Source organism: Actinoplanes sp. NPDC049802, assembly GCF_040656595.1.
GTDB lineage: Bacteria > Actinomycetota > Actinomycetes > Mycobacteriales > Micromonosporaceae > Actinoplanes.
In genome coordinates this window covers 149,414-166,922 of record NZ_JBFAMR010000005.1, presented here as the reverse complement: position 1 = coordinate 166,922, position 17,509 = coordinate 149,414, and the positions used below count along the sequence as shown (strand labels likewise).

15 protein-coding genes and 1 pseudogene are annotated in these 17,509 nt (G+C 71.7%); 7 read left to right on the top strand and 9 right to left on the bottom strand.

The window, feature by feature from the left end:
- Positions 1-86: 86 nt before the first annotated feature.
- Positions 87-1,049 (bottom strand): hypothetical protein, encoded by a 963-nt coding sequence (locus AB0I88_RS05725; protein WP_361018821.1) that lies wholly within the window; start codon positions 1,047-1,049, stop codon positions 87-89.
- A gap of 90 nt (positions 1,050-1,139) precedes the next feature.
- Here AB0I88_RS05725 and cofD point away from each other — a divergent pair, with 90 nt between their 5' ends.
- The 4 genes from cofD to AB0I88_RS05705 are packed head-to-tail and all read left to right on the top strand — an operon-like array spanning position 1,140 to position 4,334.
- Positions 1,140-2,096 carry a 2-phospho-L-lactate transferase gene (gene cofD / locus AB0I88_RS05720; protein WP_361018818.1) on the top strand — a complete coding sequence of 319 codons (957 nt, stop codon included), beginning with the start codon at positions 1,140-1,142 and terminating at the stop codon, positions 2,094-2,096.
- A complete protein-coding gene (locus tag AB0I88_RS05715) occupies positions 2,093-3,127 on the top strand; it encodes a coenzyme F420-0:L-glutamate ligase (RefSeq protein WP_361018815.1) in 1,035 nt (344 codons plus the stop codon). Before cofD ends, AB0I88_RS05715 begins: the two co-directional genes overlap by 4 nt.
- 40 nt (positions 3,128-3,167) lie before the next feature.
- Complete coding sequence (locus AB0I88_RS05710; RefSeq protein WP_361018812.1) at positions 3,168-3,770, top strand: NUDIX hydrolase; 603 nt, start codon at positions 3,168-3,170, stop codon at positions 3,768-3,770.
- A gap of 9 nt (positions 3,771-3,779) precedes the next feature.
- Positions 3,780-4,334: a DUF4232 domain-containing protein gene (locus tag AB0I88_RS05705; protein WP_361018809.1), complete on the top strand. Its 555-nt coding sequence runs from the start codon at positions 3,780-3,782 to the stop codon at positions 4,332-4,334.
- A gap of 41 nt (positions 4,335-4,375) precedes the next feature.
- Here AB0I88_RS05705 and AB0I88_RS05700 read toward each other — a convergent pair whose 3' ends face one another.
- The gene (locus AB0I88_RS05700; protein ID WP_361018918.1) at positions 4,376-5,473 is read right to left on the bottom strand and encodes a sugar phosphate nucleotidyltransferase; all 1,098 of its coding nucleotides are present in this window, start codon (positions 5,471-5,473) and stop codon (positions 4,376-4,378) included.
- A 40-nt stretch (positions 5,474-5,513) separates the two neighbouring features.
- On the bottom strand, positions 5,514-6,659 hold the full coding sequence (locus tag AB0I88_RS05695; RefSeq protein ID WP_361018807.1) for a glycosyltransferase family 1 protein: 1,146 nt from the start codon (positions 6,657-6,659) through the stop codon (positions 5,514-5,516).
- A gap of 177 nt (positions 6,660-6,836) precedes the next feature.
- Between AB0I88_RS05695 and AB0I88_RS05690 the strand changes: the two genes are divergently transcribed.
- Complete coding sequence (locus AB0I88_RS05690) at positions 6,837-7,562, top strand: TIGR03089 family protein (RefSeq protein ID WP_361018804.1); 726 nt, start codon at positions 6,837-6,839, stop codon at positions 7,560-7,562.
- Here AB0I88_RS05690 and AB0I88_RS05685 read toward each other — a convergent pair.
- Positions 7,543-9,501, bottom strand: a complete 1,959-nt coding sequence (locus tag AB0I88_RS05685) for an acetoacetate--CoA ligase (RefSeq protein WP_361018801.1) — start codon at positions 9,499-9,501, stop codon at positions 7,543-7,545. The genes AB0I88_RS05690 and AB0I88_RS05685 overlap by 20 nt on opposite strands.
- Positions 9,502-9,521: 20 nt before the next feature.
- On the bottom strand, positions 9,522-10,046 hold the full coding sequence (locus AB0I88_RS05680; RefSeq protein ID WP_361018798.1) for an acyl-CoA thioesterase: 525 nt from the start codon (positions 10,044-10,046) through the stop codon (positions 9,522-9,524).
- A 60-nt stretch (positions 10,047-10,106) separates the two neighbouring features.
- On the opposite strand from AB0I88_RS05680, the gene AB0I88_RS05675 reads away from it, so the two are divergent.
- Positions 10,107-11,501, top strand: a complete 1,395-nt coding sequence (locus tag AB0I88_RS05675) for a hypothetical protein (protein WP_361018795.1) — start codon at positions 10,107-10,109, stop codon at positions 11,499-11,501.
- 100 nt (positions 11,502-11,601) lie between these two features.
- Here the strand turns inward: AB0I88_RS05675 and AB0I88_RS05670 are convergent, their stop codons facing one another.
- From AB0I88_RS05670 to AB0I88_RS05655, 4 genes and pseudogenes are all read right to left on the bottom strand, one after another.
- Positions 11,602-13,443 carry a ricin-type beta-trefoil lectin domain protein gene (locus tag AB0I88_RS05670; RefSeq protein ID WP_361018792.1) on the bottom strand — a complete coding sequence of 614 codons (1,842 nt, stop codon included), beginning with the start codon at positions 13,441-13,443 and terminating at the stop codon, positions 11,602-11,604.
- A gap of 59 nt (positions 13,444-13,502) precedes the next feature.
- Complete coding sequence (locus AB0I88_RS05665) at positions 13,503-13,913, bottom strand: substrate-binding domain-containing protein (protein WP_361018789.1); 411 nt, start codon at positions 13,911-13,913, stop codon at positions 13,503-13,505.
- Positions 13,914-13,959: 46 nt separating this feature from the next.
- Positions 13,960-14,043 (bottom strand): annotated as a pseudogene (locus AB0I88_RS05660) (hypothetical protein); the annotation flags it as partial.
- Positions 14,027-14,263: a hypothetical protein gene (locus AB0I88_RS05655; RefSeq protein ID WP_361018785.1), complete on the bottom strand. Its 237-nt coding sequence runs from the start codon at positions 14,261-14,263 to the stop codon at positions 14,027-14,029. The gene AB0I88_RS05655 and the pseudogene AB0I88_RS05660, both read right to left, overlap by 17 nt.
- Positions 14,264-14,755: 492 nt before the next feature.
- On the opposite strand from AB0I88_RS05655, the gene AB0I88_RS05650 reads away from it, so the two are divergent.
- Complete coding sequence (locus AB0I88_RS05650) at positions 14,756-17,503, top strand: AAA family ATPase (protein ID WP_361018782.1); 2,748 nt, start codon at positions 14,756-14,758, stop codon at positions 17,501-17,503.
- Positions 17,504-17,509: the final 6 nt, after the last annotated feature.

The window sequence follows — 17,509 nt, the reverse complement described above, 5'->3', positions numbered from 1 at the left end:
GCAGCCTAGGCCGGAATCGTTTCGCCCGCCGCCGTGCTTCCCCGGCCCGGGAAGTGTCGTGAAACACCCCCGGACCGGGAACAGGGTCACTGACGGGGCGGATCCTGGTCGGCCGGGCCGAATCCGGGACGGTTCTCCGGCAGCACCTCGGTGTGGTCGGTGCCCTCCTCGGGCGCGGCCGGCGCGGTCGGCGGCGTGGCCGGAACCGCCTGGGTCGGCTCGGCCGGCGGAACCACCTGCGTCGGCTCGGCGAACGGCGCGGCCGGCGGCGGCGTGGGGGCTCCGCTCGCGGGCTGACCCCAACCGGGCGGCGGCGACACCGGAGTCACGCTCACCGGCGGGCCCCAACCCTGAGGCGGCGGGACCGGAGCCCCGCTCACCGGCGGCTGGCCCCAACCCGGCGGCGGCACCGGAGCCCCGCTCACCGGCGGCTGGCCCCAACCGGGCGGCGGCGGGTACTGGCCGGTGGCGTACCCGGGCGGCGGCACCGATCCCGGCTGCGGGTAGGCGGCGTACGGAGCCTGCCCGTAGGGCTGACCGTACGGCTGGCCGTAGACGCCGGGCTGCGGCTGGGGCTTCGGCACGTGGTAGAGGCCCTGCCAGAGGCGGAACACCGCGTACCCCGCGACGCCCAGCACACCCAGATAGGCGACCCGGTAGAGCAGGGCCGTGAAAGCGGTCCCGGCGTTCAGGGTGGCGAGGCCGCTCACCCCGAAGAGGATCCCGAAGATCACCCCGAAGACGGACGCCACCACGTACTCGATACCGGCGATCATGGTGATCAGCCGGGCCCGCGGGTGAACCGGCTTGACGCCCACCGCGAGGAGCACGGCCCCGAGCGGGAAGAGGACCGTCTCGAAATTCACGAAGGCGCTGAAGCTGTACCGGGTGCTCGCCATGAAGTCGTCGCCGAACATCCCGACGAAGCCCACGAAGAGAAACACTGCGGGGGCGCCGACGAGGGCGTACGCCGCCAGGTCACGCACGGGCCGGAGGAACTGCCCGACAGGCTTCTCGGCGGCCGGTCCCGGCTGCGGTGGTGTGGTCACGATTGCTCCCGGTGCGGTGATCGAGGTCGGCCCAGAGTAAACCGATACCCGCCACCCGAGGAGACGACGTGGGTGCGGGAGGATGAGGGAATGCGGATCGTGGTCCTGACCGGGGGCATCGGCGGTGCCCGTTTCCTCGTCGGCGTGCGCGCGCACGCCCGCGCCATCGGCGCCGACGTCACGGCGATCGTGAATGTCGGCGACGACGTACAGATGCACGGCCTCCAGATCTGTCCCGACCTGGACAGCGTCATGTACACGCTGGGCGGCGACGCCGACCCGCAGCGTGGCTGGGGCCGGGTCGGTGAGACCTGGGTGGTCAAGGAGGAGCTGGCGAAGTACGGGGTGGAGCCGTCCTGGTTCGGCCTCGGTGACAAGGACACTGCCACCCACCTGGTGCGCACCACCATGCTGAACGCCGGATACCCACTCTCCGCGGTCACCGCGGCGCTGTGCGAGCGCTGGCAGCCGGGCATCACCATGCTGCCGGCCACCGACGACCGGCTGGAGACGCACGTGGTCGTGGACGTCGACGGCGAGCGGAAGGCGATCCACTTCCAGGAGTGGTGGGTGCGCCACCGCGGCGAGGTGCCGACGCACCGGTTCGTCTTCCGCGGCGCCGAGACGGCGAAACCGGCCGCCGGTGTGCTCGAAGCGATCACGGCCGCCGACGTGGTGCTGATCGCGCCGAGCAATCCGGTGGTCAGCATCGCGCCGATCCTCGCCGTACCGCATCTGAGGGAGGCCGTGGCGAACGGCCCGGCGCCGGTCGTCGGGGTGTCGCCGATCATCGGTGGCGCGCCGGTCCGCGGCATGGCCGACAAGTGCCTGGCCACCCTGGAGGTCGAGGTGAGCGCCGGTGGGGTCGGCCGGATGTACGGCCCGCGCTCCGAAGGCGGCCTGCTGGACGGCTGGCTGGTGGACGAGTCGGACGCCGGGGTGCGGATGCCCGGCGTGGCCACCCGCGCCGTGCCGCTGTGGATGCGCGACGAGGTGACCACGGCCCGGATGGTCGCCGACGCGCTGGAGCTGGGCGGTGTCGCGTGATCGACGGTCTGGAGATCCTGCCGGTCCGCGGCATCGGTGACGTCACCGCCGGAGACGACCTGGCCGGGCTGATCACCGGCGCGGCGCCGTGGCTCGCCGACGGCGACGTCCTCGTGGTGACCAGCAAGATCGTGTCGAAGGCGGAGGGCCGTCTGGTCGAGGTCCCGGCCGACGGGCCCGAACGGGAGGAGGCGCGGCAGCGGGCGCTGGCCGGCGAGACCGCCCGGGTGGTGGCCCGCCGCGGCAACACCACCATCGTCGAGACCCACCACGGTTTCGTGATGGCGGCGGCCGGCATCGACGCGTCGAACGTCGACAAGACCCACCTCGTGCTGCTGCCCCGCGACCCGGACGCCTCGGCCCGCCGGCTGCGCGCCGGGTTCCGGGCCCGTGGACTGGACGTGGCGGTCATCGTCTCCGACACGATGGGGCGGGCCTGGCGCAACGGCCTCACCGACGTGGCCCTCGGCGCGGCGGGCATCGACGCGCTTCTCGACCATCGTGGGCAGGTCGACCCGTACGGCAACGAGCTGAGCCTCACCCAGATGGCCGTGATCGACGAGCTGTCCGCGGCCGCCGAACTGGTCAAAGGCAAATGCGACCGGGTGCCGGTCGCGGTGGTGCGTGGTTACCCGCGCACCACACCGGGTGACGGCCCGGGCGCGTCGGTTCTGGTCCGCGACTCCGCCGGCGACATGTTCCGATGGGGTACGGCGGAGGCCCGCGCCCTCGGTCTGCGCGAGGCGGCGCTCGGTGAGCATCCCGCGGCGGAGGCGGCGCCGGACCCCGCGGCCGTCCACCGCGCTCTCGCCACGGCCGGTGTCCCCGCCGCCGAACTGGACCTGGCCGCCGGGACGATCCGGCTGCGCCCGGCCGGGACCGGGCCGGCCGCGCTGATCCGGGCCGGCGCCGACGCCCAGCGTCTGCGGGCCGCCCTGCTGGCCGAGGACATTCCCACCGGCCTCGCGATCGACGACGAGGGCGTCACTCTGACCTGCCGGAGCGGTAACGAAGCGGAGGCGGCGACATGAGCGAGCTTGCGAGCGAATCGGTCAGCTCAGGGTTGAACTCATGGCGACGCCGGAGCGCAGCGGAGGCGGCGACATGAGCGAGCTGTATCAGGATGCCGTCGATGTGCTGTCGACGTGGATCGCCACGTCCGAGGTCGCCGAGACGAACCGCAAGCGCACCCTCGGCCTGCTCGCCGACGGCCCGGTCGCGATGACCCGCGCCCACCGGGCCGGGCACGTCACCGCCAGCGCCCTGATCGTCGACGACGCGCGGCGGGTCCTGCTCTGCCTGCACGGACGCCTGGGCCTCTGGATGCAGTTGGGCGGGCACTGCGAGGAGGGCGACGGAACCCTCGCGGCCGCGGCGTTCCGGGAGGCCACCGAGGAGTCCGGCATTCCCGGCCTGGTTCTCGATCCGGTGCCGATCGACATCGACGTCCACGAGGTTCGCTGCGGCGCCGGGGACGGCTCGCCGGCCACCTCGTCGGTTCACTTCGATGTCCGATTCCTGCTGCGCGCCCCGTCCGGCGCCATCGCGCGGATAAGTGACGAGTCGTCAGATCTAGCGTGGTTCGACCCCGACGCTCTACCGTCTCCACTGGCCGCCGGCACGATCCAGCAGATCGCCCCCGCCCTGGCCCGCCTGTCGTCGCGCGCCGTTTGAGATGGAGACATGCGTAACACCCCGAGGCCGGCCATCCCCGCCCTGGCCACCGTTCTGGCGCTGACCGCATGCGCCGGGCCCGGCACGGCCCCCGTCCCGGCCGCCGTCGACGCTCAGAACCCCGCCTGTCTGACGACCGATCTGGAGGCCACCGTCACGTTGCAGGCCACCGCCACCGGCCCGGAGCGCGCCGCCCTGGTCACGTTGATCAACAACGCGGGCCGGGACTGCACCGTCGACGGCTGGCTGACGATCACGCTGGCGACCGCCGGCCGCAAGGTGCTCCCGGTGCCGACCACGAAGGTGGACGAGCCCGCGCCGGCGGCCGAGTTCGTGGTGCGGCCGAGCCAGGCCGCCTACACCGGCCTCCGCTGGACCTCGTGTGCCCGCTCCGAGGACGACTGCCACGCCGGCGGCACGTTGCGTTACGACGTGGGCCAGAACAAGGACGGCCCGGCGGCCGTCCTCGCCGACTTCCCCACCTCGAAACGCAACGGCATCACCATGGCCGAGCTGCGGATCGGCTCTTTGCAGGCGTCCAGCGCCGAGGCCCTCGACTGGTGAGCCGACCGGCCTCGCCGCGTGGATCACGCCGGAGCAAGGCCTTAGATGTAGCCGTGCTGGCCGAGCTCCTTGAGCTGGTCGACGAGCTGCTTGACCTCCTGCGCCCGCTCCCGTGGGCACACCAGGACGGCGTCGGGCGTGTCCACGATGATGAGGTCCCGGACGCCCAGGGCGGCGACCAGACGGCTCGACGACGGCACCACGACCAGGCCTTCCGTCTCCCGCAGCAGCACGGTGGGCCGCTCGGCGCCGTCGTGCCCGACCACCACGTTGCCGGCCTGGTCCGCGGTGAGCACCTCGCCGAGGGTGTGGAAGTCGCCGACGTCGTTCCACCCGAAGTCGCCCGGCACGGTGCCGACCCGGCCGACCGAGGCCGCGCCCTCCATCACCGCGTAGTCCACCGAGATCTTGGGCAGCGTCGGCCAGACGTCACCCATCACCTCTTCCTGATCGGCCGTGCCCCACGCCTGCGCGATCCGGCTGACGCCCGCCGCGAGCTGCGGCTGCTGCCGGTGCAGCTCGGACAGGAAGGCGTCGGCACGCCAGACGAACATGCCGGCGTTCCACAGGTAGTTGCCGGACTTCACGTAGCTCTCGGCCACGTCGTACGTCGGCTTCTCCTTGAACTCCTCGACCTTCAACAGGGCGCCGGTGCCGAGCTGGCCGCCGCACTGGAGGTAGCCGTAGCCGGTCTCGGGCCGGGTCGGGGTGATGCCGAGGGTCATCAGCAGACCCTCCCGGGCGCCGGCCATCGCCGACCGGATCACGTCGGCGAACGCCTCCTTGTCGGCGATCAGGTGATCGGACGCGAAGGAACCCATGATCGCTTCCGGGTCGCGGCGGGCGATGACCGCGGCGGCCAGGGCGATCGCGGCGCACGAGTCCCGCGGGGACGGCTCGACCAGAACGTTGTCCTCCGGGACGGCGGAAAGCTGCCGGGAGACGGCGGCCGCATGAGCCACGCCGGTCACCACAAAAACCCGATCGGGTGAGGCGAGGGTGTCCAACCGGGCCACCGTCGCCTGGAGAAGGGACGCCTCGGTGCCGGTCAACGGGTGCAGAAACTTGGGATGACCGGCGCGAGACAGTGGCCAGAGACGGGTTCCGGTGCCGCCCGCCAGAACCACTCCGTACAACACAGCCTGTTCGTCGCTCATGCGCGGAGAGTTTAGTAGATGATCAAGCGGCGACTCGATTCCACGTTGTTACATGTACCTCCGCGCTTGACATCCAGGTGAACTCTTTCGCCCGGTCGAAGGCCGCCTTCGCCAACGTCCGGCGGCGCTGCTCGTCGTGCAGCAGGTCGGCCAGGTCCTCGGCGATCCGCTCCGGGGTCTCCGTCGTGTACGCGACAGCGTCGCCACCGACCTCCGGAAGCGACAGCCGGGGAGTGGTCAGCACCGGGGTGCCACAGGCCATCGCCTCCAGGATCGGCAGGCCGAACCCCTCCCCGAAGGACGGGTAGCAGGCCACCAGGGCGCCACCGAGGAAGCCGGGCAGGTCCGCGTACCGCAGATAGCCTGGTCGCAGCAGGCGCAGGTGTGCCGGGACCTCGGCCACCGCGCGGTCGATGTCGTCGTCGTGGCCCTGGCCGCCGGCGATCACCAGGGCCGGCGGGTGCGGCCAGTCGGCGACCGCCCGGACCCAGCCACGGATCAGGTTCGGCACGTTCTTCCGCGGCTCCTTGGCGCCCAGGAACGCCACATAGCCGGAGTCGCCCAGGCCGAGCCGGGCCCGGACCCGCGCCTTCTCGTCGTCGGTCGGCACGTGGAAGGCCGCCTGGTCCACCCCGTGGTACGCCACGTCGATCCGGGTCGGGTCCGCGTCCAGCAGGCGGATCAACTCGTCCCTGGTGGCCTTGCTGGGCACGATCACCCGGGCGGCCCGGCGCAGCGACGTCTTGATCGCGCTGCGGAAGAAGGTCCGCTTGGTGTTGTCGTAGTGCTCCGGCTCGGTGAAGAACGTGGCGTCGTGCACCGTCACCGTCACCGGGCAGCCGGTACGCAAGGGGCAGGTGTAGAACGGCGAGTGCAGCACCTTGGCCCCCACCTGCTGGGCGAGCAGCGGCAGACCGGTCTGCTCCCAGGCGAGACGGGCCGGGCGGTGCACGATCGCGGCGGGGCCCGGGATCACCTCCGCGGTGGGCAGCATGCGGCGGTAACGCTCCGCATCGGAGCGCTGGGCCACGACTGCGAGGTCCACTCGCTCGGGGCTGACCTGCCCGAGCGCTCCGAGCAGACCGTCGACATATCTGCCGACACCGCCCCGGTCCGCGGGGACACTGGTGGCGTCGACGAGCACTCGCGGGGGGCGACCGGGGGTCACGAGGCATCTCCTTGGCGTCTCTGACGTACCGATGCGGCGATGGAACTACCGACGATTCGAGGGTACGCCTGGATCGCGGCGCGGACGTGTCCACGACACCGACGATCGCCGCAGTCAACCCACGGCATCACGGACCGTAATCGTCAGGCGGGGGTTCGGGCCTTAAGGTGTGTGGTGATGAAAACGACGATCCCGCAGGCGTTCGCGGAGGCGGTCCGGCGTGACCCGGCCGCGCCCCTGCTGACCTGGTATGACGACGCAACCGGCGACCGCACCGAATTGTCCGGGGCGACCCTGGACAACTGGGTGTCGAAGACCGCGAACCTGCTGGTCGACGGGGTCGGCCTGGGGCACGGCGACGCGGTGGCCCTGCTGCTGCCGCCGCACTGGCAGACCGCGGCGCTGCTGCTCGGCGTGTCCGCGGCCGGTCTGGCCGCCGACCTGGGCGGCGACCCGCAGCCGGTGGAGGCCCTGTTCACCACCCCGGAGCTGGTGACCCGGGCGGCCGGCTGGACCTGCCTCGACCGGTACGCCACCGGCCTGCTGCCGCTGGCCATGCCGCTGCGCACGCTGCCGGACGGGTACGCCGACTATGTCACCGAGGTCCGCGAGCACGGCGACCACTTCCGCGGCGCCCCGGTCGCCGCGGCCGACCGGGCGCTGGCCGGACCGGTCGAGATGAGCCACCACGAGGTGGTCGACCTGGCTGCCGAGCGCGCCACCGAACTCGGCATCACCTCCGGCGCCCGCGTGATGATCGACACCGCGCTCTACCCGGACCCGGCCGACTGGCTGCTGGCCCCGCTGGTGGCCGGCGCCTCGATCGTCCTCTGCGCCAACCTGGACGGGCCGAGCACCGGAGCGCGGGCCGCCGCCGAAAAAGTCACTCTGACGCTGGCCTGACCCGGTGCCGGGCCAGGTCGGCGAAAGCGTTGAGCGAGTCCGGGTTGGCCAGGGCACCCTTCGCCGCCGCCGAGTCGACCGGGGTGCCGGTGAGGATCCGTTTCACCGGCACCTCCAGCTTCTTGCCGGACAGGGTGCGCGGCAGGGCGCGTACCTGGTAGGCGGCGTCCGGCACGTGCCGGGGGGAGAGCGCCCCGCGCAGCTCCCGCGCGATCCGGCCGCGCAGGGCGTCGTCGAGCTCGAGACCGTCGGCCAGCACGACGAAGAGCAGCAGCTCGCCGTTCGGGTCGCCGGGTTTGTCCAGGTGTACGACGAGCGAGTCGGCGACCTCGGGCAGGCTCTCCACCACCGAGTAGAACTCGGCGGTGCCGAGGCGTACGCCACCGCGGTTGAGCGTGGCGTCCGACCGGCCGGTGATCACGCAGCTGCCGTCGGTGTCGACGGTGATCCAGTCGCCGTGCCGCCAGACGCCCGGGAACACGTCGAAATACGCCTCCCGGTAGCGCGAACCGTCCGGATCGTTCCAGAACCCGACCGGCATGCTCGGCATCGGCGCGGTGATCACCAGCTCGCCCAGCCCGCCGATGACCGGCTTGCCCTCCGGGTCGAACGCCTCCACGCGCGCGCCGAGAGCGCGGCAGGCGATCACCCCGGCCCGCACCGGCAGCAGCGGTGACCCGCCCACGAAACCGGTGCACACATCGGTGCCGCCGGACAGGGAGGTCAGCTGCACGTCCGGGCTGACCGCCTCATACACCCAGCCCCAGCCCTCGGGGGGCAGCGGCGCCCCGGTGGATCCGAGACCCTTGAGCCGCTTGCGCGGGGTGATCCCGGCTTTGCGGCAGGCCAGCAGGAACGGCGCCGACGTCCCGAAATACGTGATCCCGGCGGTGTCGATCAGGTCCCACAGCGTGTCCAGCGAGGGCCAGCCCGGATTGCCGTCGAAGAGCACGACGGCCGCGCCCACGGCCGGGCCGCTGGCCAGGTAGTTCCACATCATCCAGCCGGTGGTGGTGAACCAGAAGAACCGGTCGGACGGGCCCAGGTCGTGGTGCAGCGCCAGGATTTTCAGGTGCTCCAGGAGGATGCCGCCGTGACCGTGCACGATGGGCTTGGGCAGGCCGGTGGTGCCGGAGCTGTAGAGCACGTAGAGCGGATGGTCGAACGGCACCGGCTCGAACTCCAGCGGATCGTCGCCGTCGAGATCACTCCAGTCACCACCTTCGTTCAGGTATCCGATGGTGATGACGTGTTCGATCGACGGAATCGCTGCCGTGATCGCGGCGATTTCCGGGCGCCGGTCGATGTCCTTGTCGCCGTACCGGTACCCGTCGGTCGCGACCAGCACCTTCGGCTCGATCTGGCTCCAGCGGTCGATCACGCTGCGGGCGCCGAACTCCGGCGCGCAGGAGGAGAAGATCGCGCCCAGGCCGGCCGTCGCCAGCATCAGCACGTAGGTCTCCGGGATGTTCGGGGCATAGGCCGCGACCCGGTCACCCTTGCCGACCCCACGGGCCTTCAGCCCGGCACGGACCCTCCGCACCTCCTCGCGCAGCCTCCGGCCGGTCAGCGTCACCGGCTCACGGGTCTGGGAGTACGCGACGACGACCGGATCGTCGGAGTCCCGCCCCGGCATCCGCAGCACGTTCTCGGCGTAGTTGAGGGTCGCCCCGGGAAACCAGCGGGCGCCCGGCATGGCGTCGCCGTCCAGCACCGCGGTCGCCGGCTCGTGCGCCACCACGTCGAAGTACTCCCAGATGGAGCCCCAGAAGCCGGAAAGGTCGGTGACGGACCACTCCCACAGCGCCGCGTAGTCGGCGAACGAGAGGCCCCGTTCCCGCTCCAGCCACTCCAGATAGCGCCCGATCCGGGACGTCTCCCGGATGTCCGCCGGCGGCTCCCAGAGAAGTGTGCCGGCCGTCACCACACCTGTCGTCATCACCACACCATAACGGTGGATCAATCGCCGTCCGGCCGGTGCTCGGCGCGGGCTTTCTGGATGGCCGCACGGCGTGCCAGACGGTGATCCCGGCGGATCATCGCCTCGGTGAACCGGCGCTTGTCGGCGTCGTCCTCGGGCCGCACCGACGGCACGGCACGCGGATGCCCGGCCGCGTCCACCGCCACGAACACCAGATAGGCGGTCGCCACCGGCAGCGGAACCGCGCCGACCGCGTCCCACCGCTCGGCCGCCAGTTTCACGCCCACCTCCATCGAACTGGTGCCGGTCCAGTTGACCTGGGCGTACGCGTGCACGAGGTCACCCACCCGGACCGGCTCCAGAAAGACGATCTCGTCGATCGCCGCGGTCACCGCGGTGCCACCGCTGTGCCGCGCCGCGGACGCGCCCGCCACGTCGTCCACAAACTTCATCAGTACGCCGCCGTGCACGGTTCCGTACAGGTTCACGTCGACGGCGGTCATGATCCGGCTCAGGGTGACCCGGGAGAGCGCCGTCGGCCGCCCGGAGTGCTGTTCTTCCATCCCCGGTACGTTACGGCGGAGTCGGCGTGCCCTTGCCGCGCCCGGGTACCGTGCCGGATCATGCGCCACGTCAGGTCGATCTTCTACGGGCTCGTGCTCGGACCCAGCATCTGGGTGCTGTGCGGTGTCGGATTCACACACGATCTGAGCAGCCGGGGGCGCGAACTGTTCGCCGCCGAGTCGATCTCCGGGCTCCTGCTGCTGCTGTTCGCCGGCATCCTCTTCACGATCCTCACCTTCGCGCCGGTCTCCCCCGCCGGCCCGGTCCTCACCGGCGCCGTCTACCTGGGCGTGACCATCTGGGCGTGGCAGTCCCCGACGGCGTACGCGGCACTGTGGGCCCCCGAGGTCTCCAAAGAGGGCTTCGACCTGAGCCGCCCCGGTTACGGGCTGGCCGCGCTCCTCGCCGTTCCCCTTCTCGGCACCGCGCTGAGCGCCCGCCGCTGGGCCCGCTACGAGCCCCCGGTCCTGCCGATCATCGGCGAGATCGCCCGCTTCCGCGGCGCCGCCAAGGTCGCCGGCATCCCGGTCTCCATCGCCGAGACGACGGTCATCCACACCGGCGCGCCGGCCGACCGCGCCGACGCTGTGACCGGCGCCGACCGCACCGTCACGATGACCGCGGCCCCCGCCGCACCGGAACCGACCGTCGCGATCCGGGCGCCGGAGGCCGAGCTGACCGCCGTGCTGCGCCTCCCCGAGGCGAAGCCGGCCACGGTCGCCCCCACCTCCGGGCCGGCGGGCACGGCGGTCCGGGGATCCGGGGACGAACCGACGACCCTCCTCGCGGCAGCCGCCGAGAAACCGGCGGCCGCCGCACCCTCCGACAAACCGACGGTCACGACAGCCCCCGCAAAACCGACTGTCACCGCAGCCTCCGAGAAGCCGACGGTCACGACAGCTCCCGGAAAACCGACGATCACGGCAGCCCCCGAGAAGCCGACGATCACCGCCGCCCCCGTGGCGGCCGCCTCGGCACCGGCCGCCACGGCCGCCCCGTCACCGGCCGCCTCCGATGAGAAGGCCGCGAGCGCCGCACACGGCGGGACTCCGGCGGAGGCCGAGAAGGACGAGAAGACGTTCGTGCCGCAACGGCCGGCGGACGACCGTACCCAGCCGTTGTCGATCGCGAAGATCTCGCGGCCGGAAACGGAGGCCGGCCCCGACGCCACCCGGCCCATGGTGACGCCGGCGAAGCCGGCGGCCGAGCCTGTCGCGAAGCCCGGAGCCGACGAGGCGACCCTGCCACACGGACTGGCGGCGGCAGCCGACCAGAACGAGGCGGACAACGACGAGGCGACCCTCCCGCACGAGCTCGAGTCCGGGACGGATGAGGCCGAGCGGCCGCATGGGCTGGTGACCCCGCCCGGGGATGTGACCGAGCCGCTGCGGCTGCCGACCGAGCCCACCGCGCTGATTCCGGCTCAGCGGCGGCCACCCGAGATCGAATCCTGAGCGACGGCGAAGGGCGGGCGCCTCGATGCGCCCGCCCTTCGTGTCTCGGATCACTTCGGAACCCGCACGCCGTACCCGGGCGCCGCCGGAGGCGGTCGGGTCAGTTGAGGGTCCACCTCTGGTTGGCGCCGGTGGTGCAGGTCCAGATCTGCAGACGGGTGCCGTCGGCGGAGGTGTTGCCGGTGACGTCGAGGCACTTGCCGGAGTAGGTGTTGACGAGGCGTTGCGAGCTGTCCAGCGTCCACTTCTGCGAGGTGCCGCTGTGGCAGTCCCAGAGGTGGGCGACGGTGCCGTCGGCGTTGCTCGGGCCGCTGATGTCCAGGCACTTGCCGAGCGACCGGAGGGTGCCGTCGCCGGGCCGGGACCACCGCTGCGCCGCGGTGCCGTTGCAGCCGTAGAGCTGGATGGCGGTGCCGTTCGTGGTGGCGGCGCCGGCCACGTCGACGCATTTGCCGGCGAGCCCGGTGATCGTTCCGGCGGGTGTCTGGGTCGCGTTTCCGGACCAGGTGAAGGTCGCGGTGGTACGGGCGGGCAGGGTGTACACGAAGGACTGTGTGCCCCAGTCGACCCGCACCGACTGGCTGCTCGCGCCGCCGTTGTGCGCGATGAGGGCCTTGGAGCCGTCCGGGTTGCGCCACGCCACGTTCTGCACGGCGGTGTTGTTGGAGGCGATCCGTACCGCGCCCGGCTTGACGAACTTGGTGAGGTGCCCGGTCGTGTAGTACTCGACGGTGTAGTCGACCTGACCGGCCCGGGAGCCGCCCTCCTGCACGGTGATCAGCCCGGTGCAGGTGCCGCAGCCGCCGTTGTGCGGTCCCATGTTCTGGTTCAGCGCGAGGCTCCACTTGACCAGGCTGCTGCTCCAGTTGCGGGCGTAGTTGACGATGTCGGCGAGGTCCTCGTTGTGCTGGTTGGTGATCCAGGTGCCGCCGGAGTGCTCGGTGCTGAACTGCCGCACCGACGGGTACTGGTCGTGGACCTGGGTGCCGACCGCCGGATCGCCGAAGTAGCCGTGCCAGGCGATGCCTCCGAAGAGCGGATCATCGCGTACGCCGGAGTCGGCGAGGATGGCCGCCCCGAAGTTCGCGTAGTCGCCGTAGTTCCAGTCGTGGATCAGCACCTTGGTGGTGATGCCGGCCGCCCGGAACGCCGGGTAGACGTGGTTCTTGGTGAACTCGACCAGGCCGGACGGGTTCCAGCTCATGCCCGGGTAGTTCATCGCCGTCGGGTTCGCGGCCTGGCAGCAGTTCGGCTCGTTCTGCACCGAGATGTAGTTGATCGGCACCCCGGCGGACTGGTAGCTCTGGATGTACTTGACCAGGTACTGGGCGTAGGTGGGGTAGTGCTCCCACTTGAGCCAGCCCATCTGGTCCATCCGGCCGTTGTCCTTCATCCAGCCGGGCGCGCTCCACGGGACGCCTTTGACGCGCAGGGCGGGGTTCAGCGAGCGAGCCTGCTGGGTCAGCAGCCGGACGTTCGTGTCGTACCCGTTGGTGTTGAAGTCGTTGAGGTCGCAGCAGGTGTCGTCGAGGGACACGTTGCCGGGCCGGGACAGGTCGGAGGCGCCGATCGGGTTGCGGACGAAGGAGAGCCCGATGCCCTGGGTGGGGCTGAACAGTCTCGCCATCACGGCGTCCCGGGTGGCGGCGCTGACCGGGCCGCCGCGCAGCAGGTAGGCGGTGGTGTCGGTGATCGACGCGCCGCCGCCCTCGAAGGTCTGGTAGGTGGTGCCCTCGTCGACCTTGATGGTCTGGTTCGCGCTGCCGCCGGCCGGGCCGAAGGCGATGGCGGCCTGCTGTTCGAGGCCGCGGGTGACGACGCGGCCGGCGCTGTCCGATGTGGTGGTGAGGTAGACGTTGACGGTCTCCCCGGCGGCCTGGGCGGGGGTGGCGGTCATGGTGGCGCCGAGAGCCGCGATGAGCAGCGCATATCGCACGCGCATGAGGACTCCTGTCACTTGGGGGATGTAACAGGAAGGAAACCTCCGTCAATTCGGGGAGGTCAATGAGAACCGGCTCCGGATCGCCGCGATCCGGTTCCGGAACCGTGAAACACGTCAGGAACCGGCCCGGTGGAGTCCCGGACCACCAGTTCGGTGCCCAGCTCCACGTGCAGGGCGTCGATCCGGTGCCCGCCGAGCATCCGCAGCAGCAGGTGCACCGCCATCCGCCCCATCTCCGCCAGCGGCTGCCGGACCGTCGTCAGCATCGGCCGGCAGGCCTGCCCGAGGTCGATGTCGTCGAACCCGGCCACCGACAGGTCCCCGGGCACCCGCAGGCCACGCTCGGCCGCCGCCCGCAGCGCGCCGATCGCCATCTTGTCGTTGAACGCCACCAGCGCGGTCGGCCGGTCCGGCAGTTCGAGCAGCTCGGCGGCGGCCCGATGCCCCAGCTCCGTGGTCGGTTCGGCCACGAACCCTCTCCCGGGTGCCCGGGGCGACGTTGGCGCGCCCGTTCAGCACCCGCGACACCGTGGCGATCGACAGGCCGGTGCGAGCGGCCACGTCACGTACGGTCGCTCTTGTTTCATCGTCCTGTTTCATGGCGGCGAGGATACGACCGCACCGCCGCGCCGTAGAGGTACATCCCGGCCAGCACTCCCGCGCCGATGCGCAGGGCGAGCACCCCGACGAGGCTCGGGCCGCCCCAGTGACCGCTGTAGGTGGCCGGATCGGTCAGGTCCATGACGAACGGCGTAGCGACCGCCTGCGCGACGAGCAACGTCGCGACGATCACACCGAGCGTCTTGAGCAGCAACTTCATGCTTCGACGGTAGGAACGCCGCACCGTGGGCCGCATCGGGATGATCCCCGATACGGCCCGTAAGCCCTCCCGTCAATCGCCGGGTACGCCGCGCGCGCTCTCGACGTACCCGGCGTCTGGCCCGCCTCACCGGCCTCGCGGAAGGTTTCACTGATCCAGGAGATGCCAGGCCCGGCGCCGCGCATTGAGCCCTCGCTCGCTTCGCCGGCCGCAGGCGCCAAGCCGATGCGGAGCCGCCCGCGGTGTCGGGATGGATGTGAGCCGTACCTCCTCCGCGAGCATCGAGTACGTGGAATGTCCGGGTTGGTGACCAAAAGTACTTGCCAGCTCCGGGTCTTCTTGTTCCAGCCGACGGGGCGCGCGTGTCATTGTGCGGTCACGTCCTCAGCAATCTCCCGGCCGGTTCCGGAAGTTGCGGCCGGGGTGCCCAGCCGGGTGAGGACGGCGCTCTACGGGGGCAGTGGAAGTCGCACGCGGGAGACGGAGCGAGGAATGCAACGACAGGCGCTGCTGGGCCGAGAGGCGGAGCGTCGGGCGCTGGCTGCTCTGGTGGAGCAGGCAGCTGCTGGGTCGGGCGGCGCGGTGGTGGTCCTCGGCGCCCCGGGAATCGGCAAGTCGGCGCTGGTCGCCGAGGTGGCGGAACGGGCAGCGCACAGCGGTACCCAGGTGATCACCGCGGTGGGGGTGGAGTCGGAGGAGCATGTGCCCTACGCCGGCCTGCATCAGCTGGTCCACCAGTTGCGAGACGGGGTCGACGACCTGCCGGGACCGCAACGTGCCGCACTGCGCGCCGCCGTCGGGCTCGTCGACGAGGCGGTGCCCGATCTCTATCTGGTCGGCCTCGCCGCGCTGACCCTGCTGTCGGACGCGGCGGTGAAGGCACCGCTGCTGGTGGTCGTCGAGGACGCCCACTGGATGGACCGCGCCAGTCTCGATGTACTCGGGTTCGTCGCGCGGCGCATCAAGTCCGACCCGCTGGTTCTGGTCGCCGTCACGCGGGACACGGACGAGCGGCTCGGTTGTGCCGGCCTGGCGGTGATGCGTGTGGACCGGTTGACGGACGAGGTGTCGGGGAAACTGCTGGATGCGGTCGCCCCCGGTCTGGGGCAGCAGGTCCGGCGGCGGCTGCTGGAGGAGGCAGCCGGGAACCCGCTGGCACTGACGGAGTTGCCGGTTGCGCTGCGGTCGGTCGGTGGGGCGTACGCGCTCACCCCGGGTCCGTTGCTGTTGACCGAGAGGCTGGAACGCACCTTCACGGCACGGGTTTCCCGTCTTCCGGCCGACACCCGCGCGGTCCTGCTACTCGCGGCCCTCAACGGTGACGGGACGATGGACGAGTGCCTTGCCGCCGCCGCCCGGATGCTCGGGACGCCGGTCGACGTCACCGCCCTCGGGCCGGCGGTCGGCGCGGGACTGATGGAGGCCCAGGGGGTTGTCTTCCGTCACCCGCTCATCCGCTCCGCCATGCACCACGCCGCGACCGCTGCGGAACGACAGGCCGCGCACGCAGCTCTCGCCCGCGAACTGCAGGGACAGCCCGATCGGCAGGCATGGCACCGCGCTGCCGCGACCGCGGGTCCCGACGAGAGAGCGGCGCGGGACCTGGACTCCACCGCCGACCGGGCCCTGCGTCGGGGCGGTGTCGCCGCTGCGCTGGCCGCTCTGCAGCGGGCGGCAGAGCTGACCGCTGACCCGTCCGCACGCGCGGACCGGCTGTTGCGCGCGGCCGAGCTCGCGCTGGAGTCGGGCCAGGGTGACGTCGCGGCGCACCTGCTGGCCCAGGCGCGCTCGCTGGATCTCTCGGTCCGGGACCAGGGCCGCGCAGCCTGGGTCGGCATCGCTCTGGTCGAGGGAGCCCTTCACGAGGGCGCCGCGATCGCCGAGCTGGCCGAGATGGCCGTCGACACCGCCGCCGAAGGCGAGCCCGTGCTGGGGTTGCGCATGCTGTGGGGCGCGGTCCTGTACTGCTTCTGGAGAGAAACCGGGCCCGCCGTCCGCCGGCGGGTCGTAGCAGCCGCCGACCGGATGCCGGTGCCGGAGGACAACCCGCAACTGGTGGCCCTGCGAGCGTTCTGCGCGCCGGTCGAGCGTGGCCGCGGCTCCCTGGAGTCCTTGGCGCGACACCTCGAGCGGCTGTCCGGGGACGGCGAAGGGGACCGGCTCTTGGGGACCGCCGCGCTGACAGTGGGTGCTCCCGCCATGGCGCACCGGCTGACAGCAAGGTCGATGGACGCCCTTCGGGCACAGGGCCGTCTGTCGATGCTGGCCCGCGCCCTCTGCGCCCACGCCGGCAGCGCGGTGCGTCTTGGTGACGTACGCGCCGGTGTCCTCGCCGCCGAAGAGGGCATCGAGTTGGCACGCGAGACCGGGCAGCCCGTCGTGCACGCGATGGTGCGCGCCATCCGCGCGCAGCTGGCCGCCCTCTGCGGCGACTCACGGGCGCAGGCGTGGGCAGCGGAGGCAGAGCGCGTAGCCCTTCCCGGCGGGGTGCGCCCGGTGCTGGCCATCGTGCAGATGGCCCGCGGGCAGGAAGCCCTCTGCCAGGGCCGTTACGGCGACGCGTTCGGGCACCTGAGCCGCATCTTCGACCCGGCCGACCCCGCCTACCACCCCTGGATGCGCTTCTACGCGGTAGCGGAACTCGTCGAGGCGGCTCTGCGCAGCGAGTCCGGCGAGGCGGCACGCGGCGTCCTGACGGAGCTCGCGCCGCTCGGGGACCTGAATCCCTCCCCCGCCCTGCTCTGCGGGCTCCGCCTGGCCCGCGCCCTGCTCAGCCCGCCGGACGCCGCCGAGCCGCTCTACCGGGCTGCCCTCGACGGCGCTCCCGTCGACTGGCCGTTCGAGCGTGCGCGGGTGCACCTCGCGCTGGGCGAGTGGCTGCGGCGGCAGCGACGACCCGCGGAAAGCCGTGTCAGTCTGCAGGCGGCGCGCGAGGTGTTCGACGCGCTCGGCGCATCAGCGTGGTCGGAGCGGGCGCGGCAGGAACTGCGAGCCGCCGGCGCGTCGTCGCCTCGCCGCGACCCGGCCGCTGTCGACCAGCTCACCTCGACCGAGCTGCACGTCGCCCAGCTCGCCGCGCAAGGGCTGACGAACCGGGAGATCGGCGAGCGGCTGTACGTGTCACCGAGGACGGTCAGCACCCATCTCCAGCGGTTGTTTCCTAAGCTGGGTGTGACCGCCCGTGGTGAGCTCGCCGTGGTCCTGCGCGGCACGATGACGTATGGCGAAGACGTCGTCTGACGGACG